General features: G+C 66.4%; 14 protein-coding genes. 5 read left to right on the top strand and 9 right to left on the bottom strand.

Translation table 11 applies throughout. From position 1 onward, the window contains the following. The first annotated feature begins 85 nt into the window (after positions 1–85). Together AB4059_RS02165 and AB4059_RS02160 are read left to right on the top strand one after the other, a co-directional pair. Positions 86–1,162: an HD domain-containing phosphohydrolase gene (locus AB4059_RS02165; RefSeq protein ID WP_498962167.1), complete on the top strand. Its 1,077-nt coding sequence runs from the start codon at positions 86–88 to the stop codon at positions 1,160–1,162. Further along, positions 1,159–3,345 (top strand): ATP-binding protein, encoded by a 2,187-nt coding sequence (locus AB4059_RS02160; protein WP_498977798.1) that lies wholly within the window; start codon positions 1,159–1,161, stop codon positions 3,343–3,345. Before AB4059_RS02165 ends, AB4059_RS02160 begins: the two co-directional genes overlap by 4 nt. 47 nt (positions 3,346–3,392) lie before the next feature. Here AB4059_RS02160 and AB4059_RS02155 read toward each other — a convergent pair whose 3' ends face one another. Continuing rightward, the gene (locus AB4059_RS02155) at positions 3,393–4,265 is read right to left on the bottom strand and encodes a crotonase/enoyl-CoA hydratase family protein (protein WP_498976192.1); all 873 of its coding nucleotides are present in this window, start codon (positions 4,263–4,265) and stop codon (positions 3,393–3,395) included. Positions 4,266–4,440: 175 nt separating this feature from the next. Further along, positions 4,441–6,123 carry a long-chain fatty acid--CoA ligase gene (locus AB4059_RS02150; protein ID WP_498976190.1) on the bottom strand — a complete coding sequence of 561 codons (1,683 nt, stop codon included), beginning with the start codon at positions 6,121–6,123 and terminating at the stop codon, positions 4,441–4,443. A gap of 144 nt (positions 6,124–6,267) precedes the next feature. On the opposite strand from AB4059_RS02150, the gene AB4059_RS02145 reads away from it, so the two are divergent. After that, positions 6,268–6,693 (top strand): nuclear transport factor 2 family protein, encoded by a 426-nt coding sequence (locus AB4059_RS02145; RefSeq protein WP_498976188.1) that lies wholly within the window; start codon positions 6,268–6,270, stop codon positions 6,691–6,693. Between the two features lie 51 nt (positions 6,694–6,744). Here AB4059_RS02145 and acnA read toward each other — a convergent pair whose 3' ends face one another. The 4 genes from acnA to AB4059_RS02125 form a co-directional block, all read right to left on the bottom strand. Then, complete coding sequence (acnA, locus tag AB4059_RS02140; protein ID WP_498976186.1) at positions 6,745–9,516, bottom strand: aconitate hydratase AcnA; 2,772 nt, start codon at positions 9,514–9,516, stop codon at positions 6,745–6,747. A gap of 114 nt (positions 9,517–9,630) precedes the next feature. Further along, positions 9,631–10,269 (bottom strand): high frequency lysogenization protein HflD, encoded by a 639-nt coding sequence (gene hflD / locus AB4059_RS02135; protein ID WP_498976184.1) that lies wholly within the window; start codon positions 10,267–10,269, stop codon positions 9,631–9,633. Then, on the bottom strand, positions 10,266–11,363 hold the full coding sequence (mnmA, locus tag AB4059_RS02130; protein ID WP_498977796.1) for a tRNA 2-thiouridine(34) synthase MnmA: 1,098 nt from the start codon (positions 11,361–11,363) through the stop codon (positions 10,266–10,268). The genes hflD and mnmA overlap by 4 nt, the downstream gene beginning before the upstream one ends. A gap of 58 nt (positions 11,364–11,421) precedes the next feature. After that, the gene (locus tag AB4059_RS02125) at positions 11,422–11,883 is read right to left on the bottom strand and encodes an NUDIX hydrolase (protein ID WP_498976182.1); all 462 of its coding nucleotides are present in this window, start codon (positions 11,881–11,883) and stop codon (positions 11,422–11,424) included. Positions 11,884–12,008: 125 nt separating this feature from the next. Here AB4059_RS02125 and clpS point away from each other — a divergent pair, with 125 nt between their 5' ends. Together clpS and clpA are read left to right on the top strand one after the other, a co-directional pair. Beyond that, entirely contained in the window at positions 12,009–12,329 is a 321-nt protein-coding gene (gene clpS, locus AB4059_RS02120; protein WP_498976180.1) for an ATP-dependent Clp protease adapter ClpS, read from the top strand. Between the two features lie 119 nt (positions 12,330–12,448). Then, entirely contained in the window at positions 12,449–14,719 is a 2,271-nt protein-coding gene (clpA, locus tag AB4059_RS02115) for an ATP-dependent Clp protease ATP-binding subunit ClpA (RefSeq protein WP_498976178.1), read from the top strand. Between the two features lie 76 nt (positions 14,720–14,795). Here clpA and infA read toward each other — a convergent pair whose 3' ends face one another. The 3 genes from infA to AB4059_RS02100 all read right to left on the bottom strand — a co-directional run bounded on the left by infA (position 14,796) and on the right by AB4059_RS02100 (position 16,969). After that, positions 14,796–15,014, bottom strand: a complete 219-nt coding sequence (infA, locus tag AB4059_RS02110; protein ID WP_036168934.1) for a translation initiation factor IF-1 — start codon at positions 15,012–15,014, stop codon at positions 14,796–14,798. A 93-nt stretch (positions 15,015–15,107) separates the two neighbouring features. Further along, entirely contained in the window at positions 15,108–15,854 is a 747-nt protein-coding gene (gene aat, locus AB4059_RS02105; RefSeq protein ID WP_498976176.1) for a leucyl/phenylalanyl-tRNA--protein transferase, read from the bottom strand. Next, positions 15,851–16,969 carry a GNAT family N-acetyltransferase gene (locus AB4059_RS02100; protein ID WP_498976174.1) on the bottom strand — a complete coding sequence of 373 codons (1,119 nt, stop codon included), beginning with the start codon at positions 16,967–16,969 and terminating at the stop codon, positions 15,851–15,853. The genes aat and AB4059_RS02100 overlap by 4 nt, the downstream gene beginning before the upstream one ends. Positions 16,970–16,975: the final 6 nt, after the last annotated feature.

The raw sequence follows: 16,975 nt of genomic DNA, 5'->3' as shown, positions 1-16,975 counted from the left end.
TGCACTGCCGTTCCGTATTCCGCGCCGTCCGGCGGGGTATGCTCCCGGCCAACGCCGGGGGAAGGATTCCGGGGGGCGCCAACGCATGCGGGTCAATGAAGTGAACGTGGTCATCGTCGACGACCAGACATCGGCGCGCACGATGTTGCGCCATATCCTCGAGGACATCGGTCCCGAGTTGGCCGTGCACGATTTCGGCGATCCCACCGCGGCGCTGACCTGGTGCGAGAACAACCGGCCCGACCTGTTGCTCCTGGACTACCGCATGCCCGGCATGGATGGCCTGGAGTTCGCGCGCCGGTTCCGCCGCCCGCCGGTACACCGCGACGTGCCGATCGTGCTGGTCACCGTGGTCGGCGACGAACCCGTCCGCCAGGCCGCGCTCGAGGCCGGCGTGATCGACTTCCTGGTCAAGCCCGTGCGTCCGCGCGAGTTGCGTGCGCGTTGCCGCAACCTGCTGCACCTGCGCCAGCAGGCCGAGACGGTGAAGCAGCGCGCGCTCTCGCTCGAACAGCGCCTGCTCTCGAGCATGAACGAAGTCGAGGAGCGCGAACGCGAAACGCTGTCGCGCCTGGCGCGCGCCATCGAATACCGCGACATCGGCACCAGCGCCTATCTGGAACGCATGGCGCACGTCGCCGGGCTGATCGCCGAAGGCCTCGGCCTGACGGAAGAAGAAGCCCGCCTGATCGAACTCGCCGCGCCCCTGCACGACATGGGCAAGATCGCAATCCCCGACGCCATCCTGCTCAAGCCCGGCCCGCTGACGGACCAGGAGACGCAGATCATGCGTCGCCATCCGCGCATCGGCCACGAGTTGCTGAGCGGCAGCCAGAGCCGTTTCATCCAGACCGGCGCGACCGTCGCGTTGCGCCACCATGAGCGCTACGACGGCAGCGGTTATCCCGACGGCCTGGTCGGCGAAGCGATCCCGCTGGAGGCGCGCATCGTCGCGGTGGCCGACGTCTTCGACGCGCTGATTTCGCCGCGCCCGTACAAGGACGCGTGGACGATCGAAGCGGCGCTGGCGTTCCTCTACGCACAACGTGGCCGCCTGTTCGATCCCAAGTGCGTCGAAGTGCTGATCAAACAGCGCGCACGCCTCGACGACATCTGCCAGCGCTTCTCCACCGTCAGCGCACGGCCGGCCCTGGAAGCCTGATCGTGGCGTTCGCGGCACTCCGGCAGCGTTTGATCAACCGGCCCGACAGCGAACACGGGCAGGCATTGGTCCGCCTGGCGGTGCTGTCGGTCGTGCTGGTGTATCTGCTGGTGCGCGGCCCGGGTTCGGAACCGTGGGCCGAATATCGCGACGTGTTGCTGATGGTCGGCACCGGGTTCGCCGTGGGCCTGGCGATCGTGTTGTCGATCGTCGCGCGCCCCGGCGTTTCGCACGTGCGGCGCGCGATCGGCATGTTGTCGGACTACGGGCTCATGGGCCTGGCGATGGTCCGCATGGGCGAGCCGCTCGCGTGGGTCTACGTCATCCTGATGTGGGTGACGGTCGGCAACGGCCTGCGGTTCGGCAATCGCTATCTGTACCTCGCCGTCGCCGGCGCGGTGACGAGCTTCGGTTGCACGCTCCTCTTCAGCGATTACTGGCGCGCCAACAGCAGCCTGGGCATCGGTTTGCTCGTCGGCCTGGTGGCGGTGCCGCTGTATCTGTCGGGCCTGTTGCGTGCCCTGACCAGGGCGACGGAGGAAGCACGGCGCGCCAACGAGGCGAAGAGCCGTTTCCTGGCGAACATGAGCCACGAGTTCCGCACGCCCCTGAACGGCCTTGCGGGCATGTCGGAACTGCTGGCCACCACGCGCCTGGATGCCGAACAGCGCGAGTGCCTCAACACCATCCAGGCCTCCACGCGGACCTTGCTGTCCCTGGTGGAGGACGTGCTCGACATCTCGGCCATCGAGGCGGGCAAGCTCAAGCTGCACGCGGTCGAATTCTCGCTGGCCGAAATGCTCGAGAACATCGGCGCGATCCTGCAGCCCACCGCGCGCAACAAGCGCATCGAGTACATCGCGCGCCTGGCGCAGGACGTGCCCGATCGCGTGATCGGCGACGCCGGCCACGTGCGCCAGGTGCTGATCAACCTGGCGGGCAACGCGATCAAGTTCACCGACGAAGGGTCGGTGCGCCTGGAAGTCGCGCTCGCGCATCCCGAATCCGACGGCAAGCAGGTGCGCCTGCGCTTCACCGTCATCGATACGGGCATCGGCATTCCCGCGGCGGCACGCGCGCGTTTGTTCGAAGCCTTCGAACAGGCCGATGCGAGCCTGTCGCGCCGCTACGGCGGCACGGGCCTGGGCACCACGATCGCCAAGGGCCTGACCGAAGCGATGGGCGGCAGCATCGGCTTCGAGAGTTCGGAGAAGCGGGGCAGCCGGTTCTGGGTCGAATTGCCTTTCGACCAGGTGCAGGTCGTGCCCGTCGCCAAGCCCGCACCGGCGGTCGAAGGAAAGCCGGCAGCGCCGGCGCCGGTGTCCTTCGGCGACACCGCGGCCAACGTCATCGCCTTCGGCGATCCGTTCCTGCGCCACCGCGCGCGCGTGCGCTCGCTCGAACTACTCATTGCCGACGACCACGCCGCCAACCGCATGGTGCTGCAACGCCTGCTGCAGAAGGCGGGGCATCGCGTGACCAGCGTCGCCGACGGCGAGGAAGTGCTCGACGCGATGTCGGCCAACACCTTCGACGCGGCGATCGTCGACCTGCACATGCCCGGCGTCAGCGGCCTGGACCTGTTGCGCGAGTTGCGCGTGATGGAAGCCGGCGGCGGTAAGCGCACGCCGGTCATCGTGCTGACCGCCGATGTCACGCCCGAGGCCATCCAGCAATGCGCGCAGGCCGGTGCGCGTGCGTTCCTGCCCAAGCCCGTGGTGGCCGCGCGCCTGCTCGACACCCTGGCGGAAGTCGCGATCAGCGGCCAGGCGAACGTGCAGGCGGCCAACCCGCGCATCGAGCTGCCGGTGTCGGACGACGATTTCGATCCGGGTGTCCTGGAGGAGCTCGGCTCACTCGGGATGGGGGAGACCTTCGTCCGCGAGTTCATCGCCCAATGTCTGCGCGACGCCGAGACGTGCCTGGCGTCGCTGGAAAAATCCGGCGAAGCCGGCGATTGGGCGGCGGTGCGCGATCACGCGCACGCGCTGAAGGGTGTGTCGAGCAACCTGGGCCTGGTGAAACTCGCCGCGGCCAGCAGCGAGTGGATGCGCATCCCCGAATGGCAACTCACGCGCGAATGGCGTCCGCGGCTGACGGTGCTGCGCGAACGCATGGCGCAAGGGCGGGCTGCGCTGGACGCGCGCGGGCATCGTGCCGCGCGCGACAACGAAAACAGCTAGATCTACCGAAACAAGACGTCATCTCGAGCGGTCGATCCCTGTCTTGATCAGGCAGCGGCTTCGGCTCCCGAGCGGCGCTCCTGCGCGCGGACGATGCGGTCCATGGTCTTGAGCGAACGATCGCCCAGCGCCAGCGCCGTATCCACCCACACTTCGGTGATGCCCATCAGCTCGTCGTAACCCACCGGCTGCGCGATCTGGCGCACCTGGTTGAGCGCGAGGTGCGAATGCGGCGAACGCTGCTGCTGGCGGATCAGATCCTGCACGGCGAGTTCGCCTTCGCCCTTCGGCACGAGGATGTCGACGACGCCCAGCTTGAACAGTTCTTCGCTCGAGTAGATCTGGCCGCTGAGGATCATCTTCTCGGCCTGCTGCGGCGTCACGCGCTTGCAGAGGAAGGAGTAGGCGCCCATGCCCGGGAACAGGCCGAACAACACTTCCGGCAGGCCCATGCCCACGCCTTCTTCGGCCACGATCGTGTGGCAGGACAGCGCGAGTTCCATGCCGCCGCCGAGCGCGTCGCCCTGGACCAGCGCGATGGTGCGCACGTCGCCGCCGAGGCCGTTGTGGATGTGGTGCACGCCGTCGACGCAGCGACGCGCGTAGGCCAGCAGTTGCTCGCGGTTGCTTTCGCGAATCAGGCGCGCGAACAGTTCGAGATCGCCGCCGAGGTTGAACGCGGGGGCGTCCGAGGCGATGACCACGTGACGCAGGTTGCCGGGATTCCGCTGGCTCTTGTTGAGCGTGATGCTGTTGAGGTAACGCCACATCTCATCCATCAGTTCCGTGCGGAAACACGGACGGATGCCGGTGCCGGCGTCGGCGTGCATGTAGAGCCAATGGGCCGCGCCCGACGGCTCTGCCTCGACACGCAGGGTGGGATAGCGATGGCTGCGCTGCAGCTTCTCGATGTTGCTCATGTTGGTGTTTCCCCTTGGGAGCCCGTCCGCGAACAGGGGTGGGTAGCGGGCGGGCGAATGACCCACGCAGGGGATGCTACACCCGGTGAAACGTCGTCGCCGGGTGAAAATACAAGCGTTTCCAGTCACGGGGCGACGGACGGTAGCCATTGGCGACCAATCCGCCGATTGCAGGTCAGCGCTTGGCTGATTGCTCCCGGAGTTCGCGTCTCAGGATCTTGCCGACGTTCGTCTTCGGCAGCTCGGTGCGGAACTCCACGTACTTGGGCTGCTTGTACCCGGTGAGGTTCTCGCGGGCATGCGCCTTGACCTCTTCGGCCGTCAGGTTCGGGTCCTTGCGGACGATGACGACCTTGACCGCCTCGCCGGACTTCTCGTCGGGCACGCCGACGGCGCCGACTTCCAGCACCCCCGGCAGCATCGCGATGACGTCCTCGACCTCGTTGGGGTACACGTTGAAGCCCGAGACCAGGATCATGTCCTTCTTGCGATCGACGATGTAGAAGAAGCCCTTCTCGTCCATCTTCGCCATGTCGCCGGTATGTAGCCAACCGTCGGCATCCATGACGTTGGCGGTTTCGTCGGGGCGGTTCCAGTAGCCGCGCATGACCTGCGGGCCCTGGATGCACAACTCGCCGACATCGCCCAGGGCGCTGACGATGTTGCCGTCCTCGTCCTTCAGGCAGGCATCGGTGGAGGAAATCGGCAAGCCGATGGCGCCGTTGTACTCGGGCAGGTCCATCGGGTTGATGCACGCGGCGGGCGAGGTTTCGGTCAGGCCATAGGCTTCGACCAGCGTGCAACCGGTGACCTGCTTCCAGCGTTCGGCCACCGCGCGTTGCACGGCCATGCCACCGCCGAGGGTGAGGTGCAGGCGCGAGAAATCGATGTCGGCGAAGCCCGGCGTGTTGAGCAGGCCGTTGAACAGCGTGTTGACGCCGGTGATCGCGGTGAACGGGATCTTCTTCAACTCTTTCACGAACCCGGGCATGTCGCGCGGGTTGGTGATCAGGTGGTTGTGCCCGCCGAATTTCATGAAGACCAGGCCGTTCGCCGTCAACGCGAAGATGTGGTACAGCGGCAACGCCGTGATGATGGTTTCTTCGCCATAACGCACGTTGGTGCCGATCCACGCCGCGGCCTGTTGCATGTTCGCCACGAGGTTGCGGTGCGTGAGCATCGCGCCCTTGGCCACGCCCGTCGTGCCGCCGGTGTATTGCAGGAACGCGAGATCCTGCGGATCGATCGCGATGTCCGGCAGCGTGTGCATCTGCCCGAGCGTCAGCGCGTCGCGGAAGCGGATCGCGCCGTCGATGTCGTAGTCGGGCACCATCTTCTTGACGTGGCGCAGGACGAAATTGACGATCGCGCCCTTCGGGAAGCCGAGCATGTCGCCCAGGCCGGTGGTGATCACCTGCCGGACCTGCGTCTGCGCGAGCACTTCCTGCACGACCGAACCGAAGTTGTCGAGCACGAGCAGCACGGTCGCACCCGAGTCGACGAGCTGGTGCTTGAGCTCGCGCGCGGTGTACATCGGATTGGTGTTGACCACCGTCAGCCCCGCACGCAACACACCGAAGGTGGCGATGGGGTACTGCAGGCAGTTGGGCATCATGATCGCGACGCGATCGCCCTTCTTCAGCTTGAGCTCGCCGAGCAGGTAGGCCGCGAACTGCTGGCTCAGGCGGTCGACGTCGGCGTAGGTGAGCGTTTTGCCCAAATTGGAAAACGCGGGTCGGTCGCGATACTTTTCCAGCGAGGACTGCAGGACCGAAACGATGGATGGGAATTCATCGAGGTCGATCTGCGCCGGCACGCCTTGCGGGTAACTGGCCAACCACGGACGTGCCTGCTGCATGCGATCTCCCCGATGTAATCGCGCTAAAACGAGAGGTGCGGTACCGATGCGGGACCGTACGGATCGCTCCCGATTGGAGCATAGGCACCAAACGCTGGCAAGGCGCCCTATCGGGCTTTCTATGTTGCTTCGAAGGAGACGGTGATGCGGCGGTTCCTGAAAGCGGTGGCGATTGTTCTTGTGCTCGCGTCTTGCGCGAGAACGCCGCCGGAACAATCGCTGCGCCGCACCATCGCGCAGATGCAGACCGCGATCCAGACGCGCGACGCATCGGCGCTGGCCGACGGCATCGCACGGGATTTCATTGGCCCCGACGGCATGGACCGCAAGGCCGCGCAGCGGCTGGCAGCCGTGGTGTTCCTGCAGAACAGGCAAGTGGGCGTGACGCTCGGCCCGCTCGACATCAAGCTGCAACCCGGTGGGGCGACGGTGCATTGCACCGCGGCGATGACGGGCGGCGATTCGGCGTGGTTGCCGACCTCCGGACAGGTGTACGAGGTCACCACGCAGTGGCGCCAGGACGGCGAGGACTGGGAACTGGTGAGCGCGGAGTGGGCGCCCAGGCTCTGAACGAAAAAAGGCGGCCCGGAGGCCGCCTTTTCCGTTGCGACGCGGCGCGTATTACGCCGCCTTTTTGGCCGCCAGCTGGCGCAGCACGTAGTGCAGGATGCCGCCGTTGCGGAAGTACTCGACTTCCTTCGGCGTCAGCAACAGCACGCGCACGTCGAAACGCTTCTCGCCCTCCGGGCCGCGCGCGATGACCGTCGCGGTGCGCGACTTGCCGTCGTCGAGGCCGACGATGTCGATCGTTTCCGAACCGGTCAGGCCCAGCGACTTCGCGTTTTCGCCTTCCATGAACTGCAGGGGCAGCACGCCCATGCCGACGAGGTTGGAGCGATGGATGCGCTCGAAGGTCTCGGCCACGACGGCCTTGATGCCGAGCAGGTTGGTGCCCTTCGCCGCCCAGTCGCGCGACGAACCGGTGCCGTATTCCTTGCCCGCGAACACCACCAGCGGCACCTTGTCGGCCTTGTACTTCATCGCCGCATCGTAGATCGCCAGCTTTTCGCCCGGATTGCCCGCGCGGTCGAAGTACAGCGTGTTGCCGCCTTCCTCGCCGCCGAACATCAGGTTCTTGATGCGGATGTTGGCGAAGGTGCCGCGCACCATGACGTCGTCGTTGCCGCGGCGCGAGCCGTAGCTGTTGAAGTCCGCCGGCTGCACGCCGCGCGCCTGCAGGAAACGGCCCGCCGGCGAGTCCTTCTTGATGTTGCCGGCCGGCGAGATGTGGTCGGTGGTGATCGAATCGCCGAACAGGCCCATGACGCGCGCGCCGTGGATGTCGGCGATCGAACCGATGTCCATCGTCATGCCGTCGAAGTAGGGCGGGTTCTTGATGTACGTCGACGCCGCGTCCCACTGGAAGGCCGCGCCGTCGGGCGAGGCGATCTGGTTCCAGCGCGAATCGCCCTTGAACACGTCGGCGTAGTTCTGTGCGAACAACTCCGGACCGACGGTGGCGGAAATCATGTCGCCGATTTCCTTGTTGGTCGGCCAGATGTCGCGCAGGTACACGTCCTTGCCGTCGGCGCCGCGGCCGATCGGTTCGCTGACCAGGTCGATGTCGACCGTGCCGGACAACGCGTAGGCGACGACCAGCGGCGGCGAGGCGAGATAGTTCATCTTCACTTCGGGATGCACGCGGCCTTCGAAGTTGCGGTTGCCCGAGAGCACCGACGCCACGACCAGTTCGTTTTCCGCGATGCCCTTGGACACTTCATCCGGCAGCGGGCCGGAGTTGCCGATGCACGTGGTGCAGCCGTAGCCGACGACGAAGAAGCCGAGCTTCTCCAGGTCGGCGAGCACGCCGGCCTTGCGGAGGTAATCGGTGACCACCAGCGAACCCGGGCCGAGCGAGGTCTTCACCCACGGCTTGACCTTCAGGCCCAGCTTAACCGCGTTGCGCGCGAGCAGTCCGGCGCCGAGCATCACGGCGGGGTTGGAGGTATTGGTGCACGAGGTGATCGCGGCGATCACGACCGAGCCGTCGGTGAGTTCGCATTCCTGGTCGGCGATGCGGATCTTCGACTTGGGCTTGGCGGCCAGGTGTTCGGCCTGCGGCTGGTCGCCGCCTTCGGCGTCGAAGCGCACGACTTCGTTCTTCTTCGCGCCGCGATTGGCGATCAGGCCTTCGAGGTTGGCGTGGAAGTTGTCCTTGACCTTCTCGAGCAGCACGCGGTCCTGCGGGCGCTTGGGACCGGCGAGCGAGGGCTTGACGTCGCCCAGGTCGAGTTCGAGCGTCGCCGAGTACGTGGCGTGCGGGGTGTTGGCGTCGTGCCACAGGCCCTGCGCCTTCGCGTAGGCCTCCACCAGCGCGACCTGCGCTTCGCTGCGGCCCGACAGGCGCATGTAGGTCAGGGCTTCGGCGTCGATCGGGAAGATGCCGCAGGTCGCGCCGTATTCGGGCGCCATGTTGGCGATCGTCGCGCGGTCGGCCAGCGGCAGGTGCTGCAGGCCGTCGCCGTAGAACTCGACGAACTTGCCGACCACGCCCAGCGCGCGGAGCATCTGGGTCACGGTAAGCACGAGGTCGGTGGCCGTGGTGCCTTCCGGCAGGCGGCCGGTGAGCTTGAAGCCGACGACCTGCGGGATGAGCATCGAAGAGGGCTGGCCGAGCATCGCCGCTTCGGCTTCGATGCCGCCGACGCCCCAGCCGAGCACGCCGATGCCGTTGATCATCGTGGTGTGCGAGTCGGTACCGAACACGGTGTCGGGGAAGGCCTGCAGCTCGGTGCGGCCGTCGGGCGTCTGCACTTCGCGTTCGACGACCACGCGCGCCAGGTTCTCCAGGTTCACCTGGTGCACGATGCCGGTGTTGGGCGGCACGACCTTGAAGTTGTTCAGGGCCTTCTGGCCCCAGCGCAGGAAGCTGTAACGCTCCATGTTGCGCGAGAATTCGATCTCGCCGTTGAGTTCCAGCGCATCGGCGCGGCCGAAGACGTCCACCTGCACCGAATGGTCGATCACCAGTTCGGAAGGGATCAGCGGATTGATGCGCGAGGCATCGCCGCCCAGGCGCGTGACCGCATCGCGCATCGCGGCCAGGTCCACCACGCAGGGCACGCCCGTGAAGTCCTGCAGCACAACGCGCGCGGGCATGAAGGCGATCTCGGTGTCCGGTTCGGCCTTCGCGTCCCACGTGGCGACCGCTTCGATGTGCTCGGGCGTCACCGTGACGCCGTCTTCGTGCCGCAGCAGGTTCTCGAGGAGGATCTTCATCGAGAACGGCAGCTTCGACAGGTCGAAACGCTGGCCGAGGCGGGGCAGGCTGTAGAAGGCGAGGGACTTGCCGTTGACGTCGAGTTGGGCGCGGGTGGCGAAGGAGTCGGCCATCGGTTGGGGCTCCGGTGTCTTGCGGGAGAGGGCCAGCGCAATCGCGGCGAATGCGCAGGTCTGAGCCCCGTAATTATGCCGGATCGGGGGTGTCCCCGCCCACCTTTGCCGTGTTCACGGACGCAGGTGCGATTGCACGGCGCCGACCATCGCGCGCCTGCGGATCACGAAATCCCAGAAGCTGCCGCCGAGTTGGCGCCACAGCACGGCCGAACGCAGGGCCGCGAGCAGCACCGCGCGGATTTCCGAAACGATGGCGGCCTGGCCCAGGTAATGCGGGTTGCCTTGCACCATCACGCGCGGGCGCAGGTGGCTCACCGTGTCGGCATACAGCGTGCCGAGCGATCCGAGCACGTCCGGATGCGTGCTGCCCAGGCGCTGCGCCGTCGGTGCGAGCGCGAGCAGGCCTTCCTGCACTTTCTGCGCGGTCGCGCCTTCGCGCACGAAGCGGCGCTCGAGTTGCAGCACGGCGAAGGCCAGGCGCGGCAGGAGCTCGTCGCGCGCGTCGTTGCCGCTGGTGAAATAGTCGAGCAGCAACTGCATGCCCGGCGCGAGCGCGCGTTCATCGCCATAGACCTCGACCGGCGTGTCGGCATCCAGGCGGAAGACGCTGTCGGTCGCCGTCTGCAGCACCGCGGTGTCGGCCTGGCCGGTTTCGGCGATCTGGCGCACCTGGCGCAAGGCCTGCGCCAGCCCCGCGAGCGCGAGCACGCGTTCTTCGATCGAATTGGCCGGGGCCGGGTTGTCAGTCATGCGTTCTGTCGCTCCTTCGAAAGCATCGCGTCGGTCCGCGCATCCGTGCGGGCGATGACCGCGCCGCCGAGGCACGCATCGCCGTCGTACAGCACCAGCGACTGCCCGGGCGTGACCGCGCGCTGGCCACGGGCGAAGCGTACCGCCAGCGTGCCATCGTCGGCGACCTCCACCGTGCAGGCCTCCTCGTGCTGGCGATAGCGGGTCTGCGCGGTGCACGCAAAACGCGCTGCCGGCGGGCTGCCCGCGATCCAGTGCGCGGCTTCCGACCAGAGTGTCGAGGAATACAGGTGCGGGCTGTCGCTGCCCTGGTCGACGACGAGTACGTTGTCCTCGACGCGTTTGTCGACCACGTACCACGGCGCCGGATCGCGTCCGCGCACGCCGCCGATGTGCAGGCCTTCGCGCTGTCCGAGGGTGAAGAAGAAAACGCCGGGGTGTTCGCCGACCACGTTCCCCTGTGGATCGCGGATTTCGCCCGGGCGGGCAGGGAGGTAGCGCGCGAGGAATTCGCGGAAGTCGCGTTCGCCGATGAAGCAGATGCCGGTCGAATCCTTCTTGGCATGCGTAGGAAGGCCGGCGTCGCGCGCGATCGCGCGGACCTGGTCCTTCGGCAAGTGGCCGAGCGGGAAGACCGTCGCCGCCAGTTGCGCCTGCCCGAGCTGGTGCAGGAAGTAACTCTGGTCCTTGTTGCGATCCACCGCGCGCAGCAGGCGCACGCGACCGCCCTGGTGATCCACGCGTGCGTAATGGCCCGTCGCGATGCGTTCGGCGCCCAGGGCATGCGCCGCGTCGAGGAAATGCTTGAACTTGATTTCGCGGTTGCACAGCACGTCGGGGTTGGGCGTGCGCCCCGCGGCGTATTCGTCGAGGAAATGCTGGAACACTCCGTTCCAGTATTCGCCCGAGAAATCGCGGAAGTGGATCGGGATGCCGAGCCGCCCGCACACGGCGACCGCATCGCGACGATCTTCGTCGGCGCGGCAATCGCCGCTGCCGTCGTCGGCCCAGTTCTGCATGAAGAGGCCGGCGATCGGCTCGCCCTGGCCCTGCAGCAACAAGGCGGCGACCGACGAATCCACGCCGCCGGACATGCCGACGATGGTGCGCACCTGTGTTTTCGCGTCCACGCGGCTGATTTGCCTCAAGTGTTCAGGCCAACTGCTGCACCATCGACAAGGGATGTCGACGTCCGGCGAGATGGTCGGCCACCACGCGCCACACCAACGGGCTGCGATGGCGATCGCGCGCGGCTTGCAGCTCCGTCGGCGTCATCCACACCGTGCGTTCGATGCCGGTGTCGAGCGGGCGCGCGGGATCATGGTTTTCAGGTTCGGCCGCGAACGCGAAACGCAGGTAATGGCGGCCGGTTTCGGCCTTCCACTGATAGGCGCCGACGAAGGCCGTCAAGCGCACGTCCCACCCGGTTTCCTCGCGCGTTTCGCGCAAGGCCGCGTCGACGAGGCTTTCATCGGGTTCCAGGTGGCCGGCGGGCTGGTTGAACACCAACGCGCCGTTCACCCGCTCCTCGACCATGAGCAGCCGCCCGTCGCGGACGACGATCGTCGCCACGGTGACGTCGGGTTGCCAGAAGCGGCCTTCGCGGTAGCTCACGTGGGGTGTCGTCCTTGCGGGGGGTCAATGCGATTTCACCACGGGGCATTGTGACGGCCGCGGCTGGCGGCCGTCCAACCTCTCGCATGTCGGGAGGGCTTGCGGGCCTCCGTATAATCCCGCCCATGGCACGAAAGAACGATCAAGAGCGCGACCACGGCGCAATGGTGGAAACCAGCAAGCCCGAAACGGCGCGTCCCCCGCTGTATTCGGTCCTGTTGCTCAACGACGATTACACGCCGATGGACTTCGTCGTGGACGTTTTGATGAGGTTTTTCGCCATGAACCTGGAAAAGGCGACCCAGGTCATGCTGCACGTGCACACCCGCGGGCGCGGCGTGTGCGGAGTATTCACACGCGACGTCGCAGAGTCGAAGGTGGCGCAGGTGAATGAGTATGCAAGGGTCAACCAGCACCCCTTGCTGTGCACGATGGAAAAGGCGTAAACACCTCGCAACGGCCGTTGTCGGCAAGCCCTGACGAAGGCCACTGGAAAAGGTATTTGGCGTTCCCCATATAGGACGCTGGATACCTAACAGGGCCAAGCCGTCGGAGGCCACGCAACATGTTCAGCAAGGATCTCGAGCAGACCATCGGCCAGTGCTACAAGCGGGCACGCGAGGCCCGCCATGAGTTCATGACCGTGGAGCACCTGCTCCTCGCGCTCCTCGACAACCCATCGGCCGAAGCCGTGCTCAAGGCGATCGGCGCCGATTTCCCGCGCCTGCGCCACGAGCTGGAAAAGGCGATCGAAACCTCGGTCGCGCGGCTGGCGGACGACGACGGGCGCGACACGCAACCCACGCTGGGGTTCCAGCGCGTGTTGCAGCGCGCCGTCTACCACGTGCAGTCCTCGGGCAAGAAGGAAGTCACGGGCGCGAATGTCCTGGTCGCCATCTACGGCGAGAAGGATTCCCACGCCGTCTATTTCCTGAATCAGCAGGACGTCACGCGGCTGGATGTCGTCAACTATCTCTCGCATGGCATCACGCGCACGGGCGAAGGCGAGGAATCGCAGTCGCAGGACGAAGCGCGCCAGGGCGAGGAGGGCGAACACAAGGGCGACGCGCTCGCCGAATTCGCCAGCAACCTCAACGACCTCGCGCTCGCCGGCAAGATCGATCCGCTGGTCGGCCGCGCCGATGAAGTCGAGCGCACCATCCAGGTGTTGTGCCGCCGTCGCAAGAACAACCCGCTCTACGTCGGCGAAGCCGGCGTGGGCAAGACCGCGCTCGCCGAAGGGCTGGCCAAGCGCATCGTCGAAGGCAACGTGCCCGAAGTGCTGGCCGACGCGGTGATCTACGCGCTCGACCTGGGCGCGCTGGTCGCGGGCACCAAGTACCGCGGCGATTTCGAGAAGCGCCTGAAGGCGGTGCTCGCGCAGTTGAAGAAGCACCCCGGCGCGATCCTCTTCATCGACGAGATCCACACCATCATCGGCGCCGGCTCGGCATCGGGCGGCACGATGGATGCGTCGAACCTGATCAAGCCCGTGCTGGCTTCCGGCGAACTGCGTTGCATCGGTTCGACCACCTTCCAGGAATACCGCGGCATCTTCGAGAAGGACCGCGCGCTCGCGCGTCGCTTCCAGAAGATCGACATCGTCGAGCCGACGGTGGGCGAGACGGTCGAAATCCTGCATGGCCTCAAGCCGCGCTACGAATCGCACCACGGCGTGACCTATGCCGACGAAGCGCTGCAGGCCGCGGTCGACCTGTCGGTGAAGCACATCGGCGATCGCCTGCTGCCGGACAAGGCCATCGACGTGATCGACGAAGCCGGCGCCCGCCAGCGCCTGCTGCCGGCCGCCGTGCGCAAGTCGCTGATCGATGTCGAGGAAATCGAAACGATCGTCGCGAAGATGGCGCGCATTCCGACCAAGCAGGTCAGCGCGTCGGACAAGGACGTGCTCAAGAACCTGGATCGCAACCTGAAGATGGTGATCTTCGGGCAGGATCCGGCGATCGACACGCTGGTCTCGGCGATCAAGCTCGCGCGCTCGGGCCTGGGCAATCCCGACAAGCCGATCGGCAACTTCCTGTTCTCCGGCCCGACGGGCGTGGGCAAGACCGAAGTGACGCGCCAGCTCGCGCTGCAATTGGGCATCGAGCTCGTGCGCTTCGACATGTCCGAGTACATGGAGCCGCATTCGGTCAGCCGCCTGATCGGCGCGCCTCCGGGTTACGTCGGGTTCGACCAGGGCGGCCTGCTGACCGAGAAGATCGTCAAGACGCCGCATTGCGTGCTGTTGCTCGACGAGGTCGAGAAGGCGCATCCGGACATCTTCAACATCCTGTTGCAGGTGATGGACCGCGGCGTGCTCACCGACACCAACGGGCGCGAGGCGAACTTCAAGAACGTGATCGTGGTGATGACGACCAACGCCGGTGCCGCGCAGGCCGCGCGTCGCACGATCGGTTTCACCCGCCAGGACCACAGCACCGACGCCATGGAAGTGATCCGTCGCAGCTTCAGCCCGGAATTCCGCAACCGCCTCGACGCGGTGGTGCAGTTCCAGGCGCTGGGCATGGACCACATCCTGCGCGTGGTCGACAAGTTCCTGATCGAGCTGGAAGTCCAACTGCACGAGAAGGACGTGTCGATGTCGGCCACGCCGGCGGCGCGCGACTGGCTCGCCCAGCATGGCTTCGATCCGCTGATGGGCGCCCGCCCGATGGCTCGCGTGATTCAGGACAAGATCAAGCGGCCGCTCGCGGACGAGTTGCTGTTCGGCAAGCTGGTCGGCGGCGGCAAGGTGTCGATCGACGTGGTCGATGGCGAGCTGAAGGTCGAGGCGCAGCCCGAGCCGGAGAAGCTGTTGCCGGTGACGGTCTGACGATCGAAACCGGCGGAAACGAAAAAGGCGACCTTCGGGTCGCCTTTCTCTTTTAAGTTTCAACCACTTGCGTGATTTACTTCATACGGTACGTAATGCGTCCCTTGGTCAGGTCGTAAGGCGTCATTTCCACCTTGACCTTGTCGCCGGTGAGGATGCGGATGTAGTTCTTCCGCATGCGCCCGGAGATGTGGGCGATGATTTCGTGGCCGTTCTCGAGCTTCACCCGGAACATGGTGTTCGGGAGGGTTTCGGTGACCGTACCCTCGAACTCGATGACGTCGTCTTTGGCCATGTATTTCCTGATCGGATAGGGCGGTCCGGCGTTCGGCCGCCCGCAAAGTCGCGCATTCTGGCACGCGCGGCGCTGGAGCGCCAAGCGTCCGGTTCAGCCGGCGTGCGAGTCGGCGAGGGTCGCGGCGTTCAGTTCGCCGAAGCGCGTCGTCCACGGGCCCGGTTCCACGGGCAGGCCGACCCGGTCCGCCACGATGCGCTGGAAGGCATCGCGCGGCAGCCGTTGCCCGCCCAGGCTGAGCAGGTGGTCGTTCTCCACCTGCGCATCGATGAGGGGCCAGCCCCATTCGTGGAGGCGATGGGCGAGTGCGGCCAGGGCGACTTTCGAACCTCCCGACACCGCGCTGTACATGCTCTCGGCGAAGAACATCCCGCCGATCGAGACGCCATACAGCCCGCCGACCAGGCGATCGCCGTCGAAGACTTCGATGCTGTGCGCATGCCCTTGTTCGTGCAGCGCGACATACGCGCGACGCATCACCGGCACGATCCAGGTGCCGCGCTGGCCCGGGCGCGGTGCGGTCGCGCAGGCGTCGATCACCGCAGCGAACCGCGTGTCGGCGCGCACCACCCACGACGATCCACGCAACTGGCGGCGGAATTTCGACGACAGCCGCACGCCGCCATCGGTGCGGAACACCATGCGCGGATCGGGCGACCACCACAGGATCGGCTGACCCGCGGAGAACCAGGGGAAAATCCCGTGCCGATAGGCCGCCAGCAGCCGCGGCACCGCCAGGTCGCCGCCGACCGCCAGTAACCCATCGGGTTCGCGCAGCGCCAGTTCCACCGGCGGAAACACCGGATCGGGGCCGAGCAGCACGGGAATGCGCGTCGTCATTCGGAACGGAACGGCGAATGCGACTGCAAGGTCGCGCAGTAGCGGCGCACCGACACCGCTTCTTCGGCGCACCAGTGCGCGATCGCATCGGCGAAATCCTTCTCGCCGATCCAGTGGCGGCTGTGCACCAACGTCGGCAGGAAGCCGCGCGCGAGTTTGTGTTCGCCCTGCGCGCCGGGTTCGAAACGTCGCAGGCCTTCGCGCAGGCAGTAATCGATGCCCTGGTAGTAGCAGGTTTCGAAATGCAGCCCGGGCATGAGCCGCGTGGCACCCCAGTAACGACCGTACAAGGTGTCGCCGCCGCGCAGGCAGAGCGCGCCGGCGATGGTTTCGCCCTCGAATTCGCCCAGCATCAACACCAGTGCGCGCGGCATCGTGCGCGCCAGGTGGCGGAGGAACTCCAACGTCAGCGCGGGCGTGTTGCCGTATTCGTGGAAGGTCTGCAGGTAGAAGCCGTACATCGCCGACAGATCGTCTTCGCTGGCTTCATCGCCATGCACGATCCGCATGCGCACGCCGGCGCGCGCGACCTTGGCGCGTTCCTGCCGGATGTTCTTGCGATGCTTGTGGTCCATCGCCGCGAGGAAGGCGTCGAAGTCGGCCCAGCCGCGATTTTCCCAGTGGTATTGCACGTCGATGCGCGGGATCCACTCCGCGTCGAAGGCCGGCGCCTCGTCGGCGCGGTGGAAGTTCACGTGCGCCGAGGACCACCCGGCTTCGCGCACGACCGCGACGATCGCCGCGGCCAACAACGCGCGCGTTTGTGCATCGCGCGCCAGCAACCGCGGGCCGGTCACGGGCGAGTAGGGCACGGCCCCGAGCCACTTCGGGAAATACGCCAATCCGTGGTGCGCGTACGCCTGCGCCCACGCATGGTCGAACACGAATTCCCCGTGCGAATTGCGCTTGCGATAGCCCGGCGCCGCGCCCACGAGCGTTTCGCCGTCGAACAAGGCCAGGTGCGCCGGCACCCAGCCCAGCGACGCGCGCACGCATTGGTGTTGTTCCAGGCCCGCCAGGAACGCATGCGCGACGAAGGGATTGCCGCCGTCGTGCAGCGCGTCCCACGCATCGGCGGGCACATCGGTCAGCGCGCCGAGGATGCGCGCGTGCATCGGACG

Source organism: Lysobacter sp. 2RAF19, assembly GCF_052115395.1.
Classification (GTDB): Bacteria; Pseudomonadota; Gammaproteobacteria; order Xanthomonadales; family Xanthomonadaceae; genus Noviluteimonas.
This window is presented reverse-complemented; position numbering and strand designations above follow the sequence as displayed.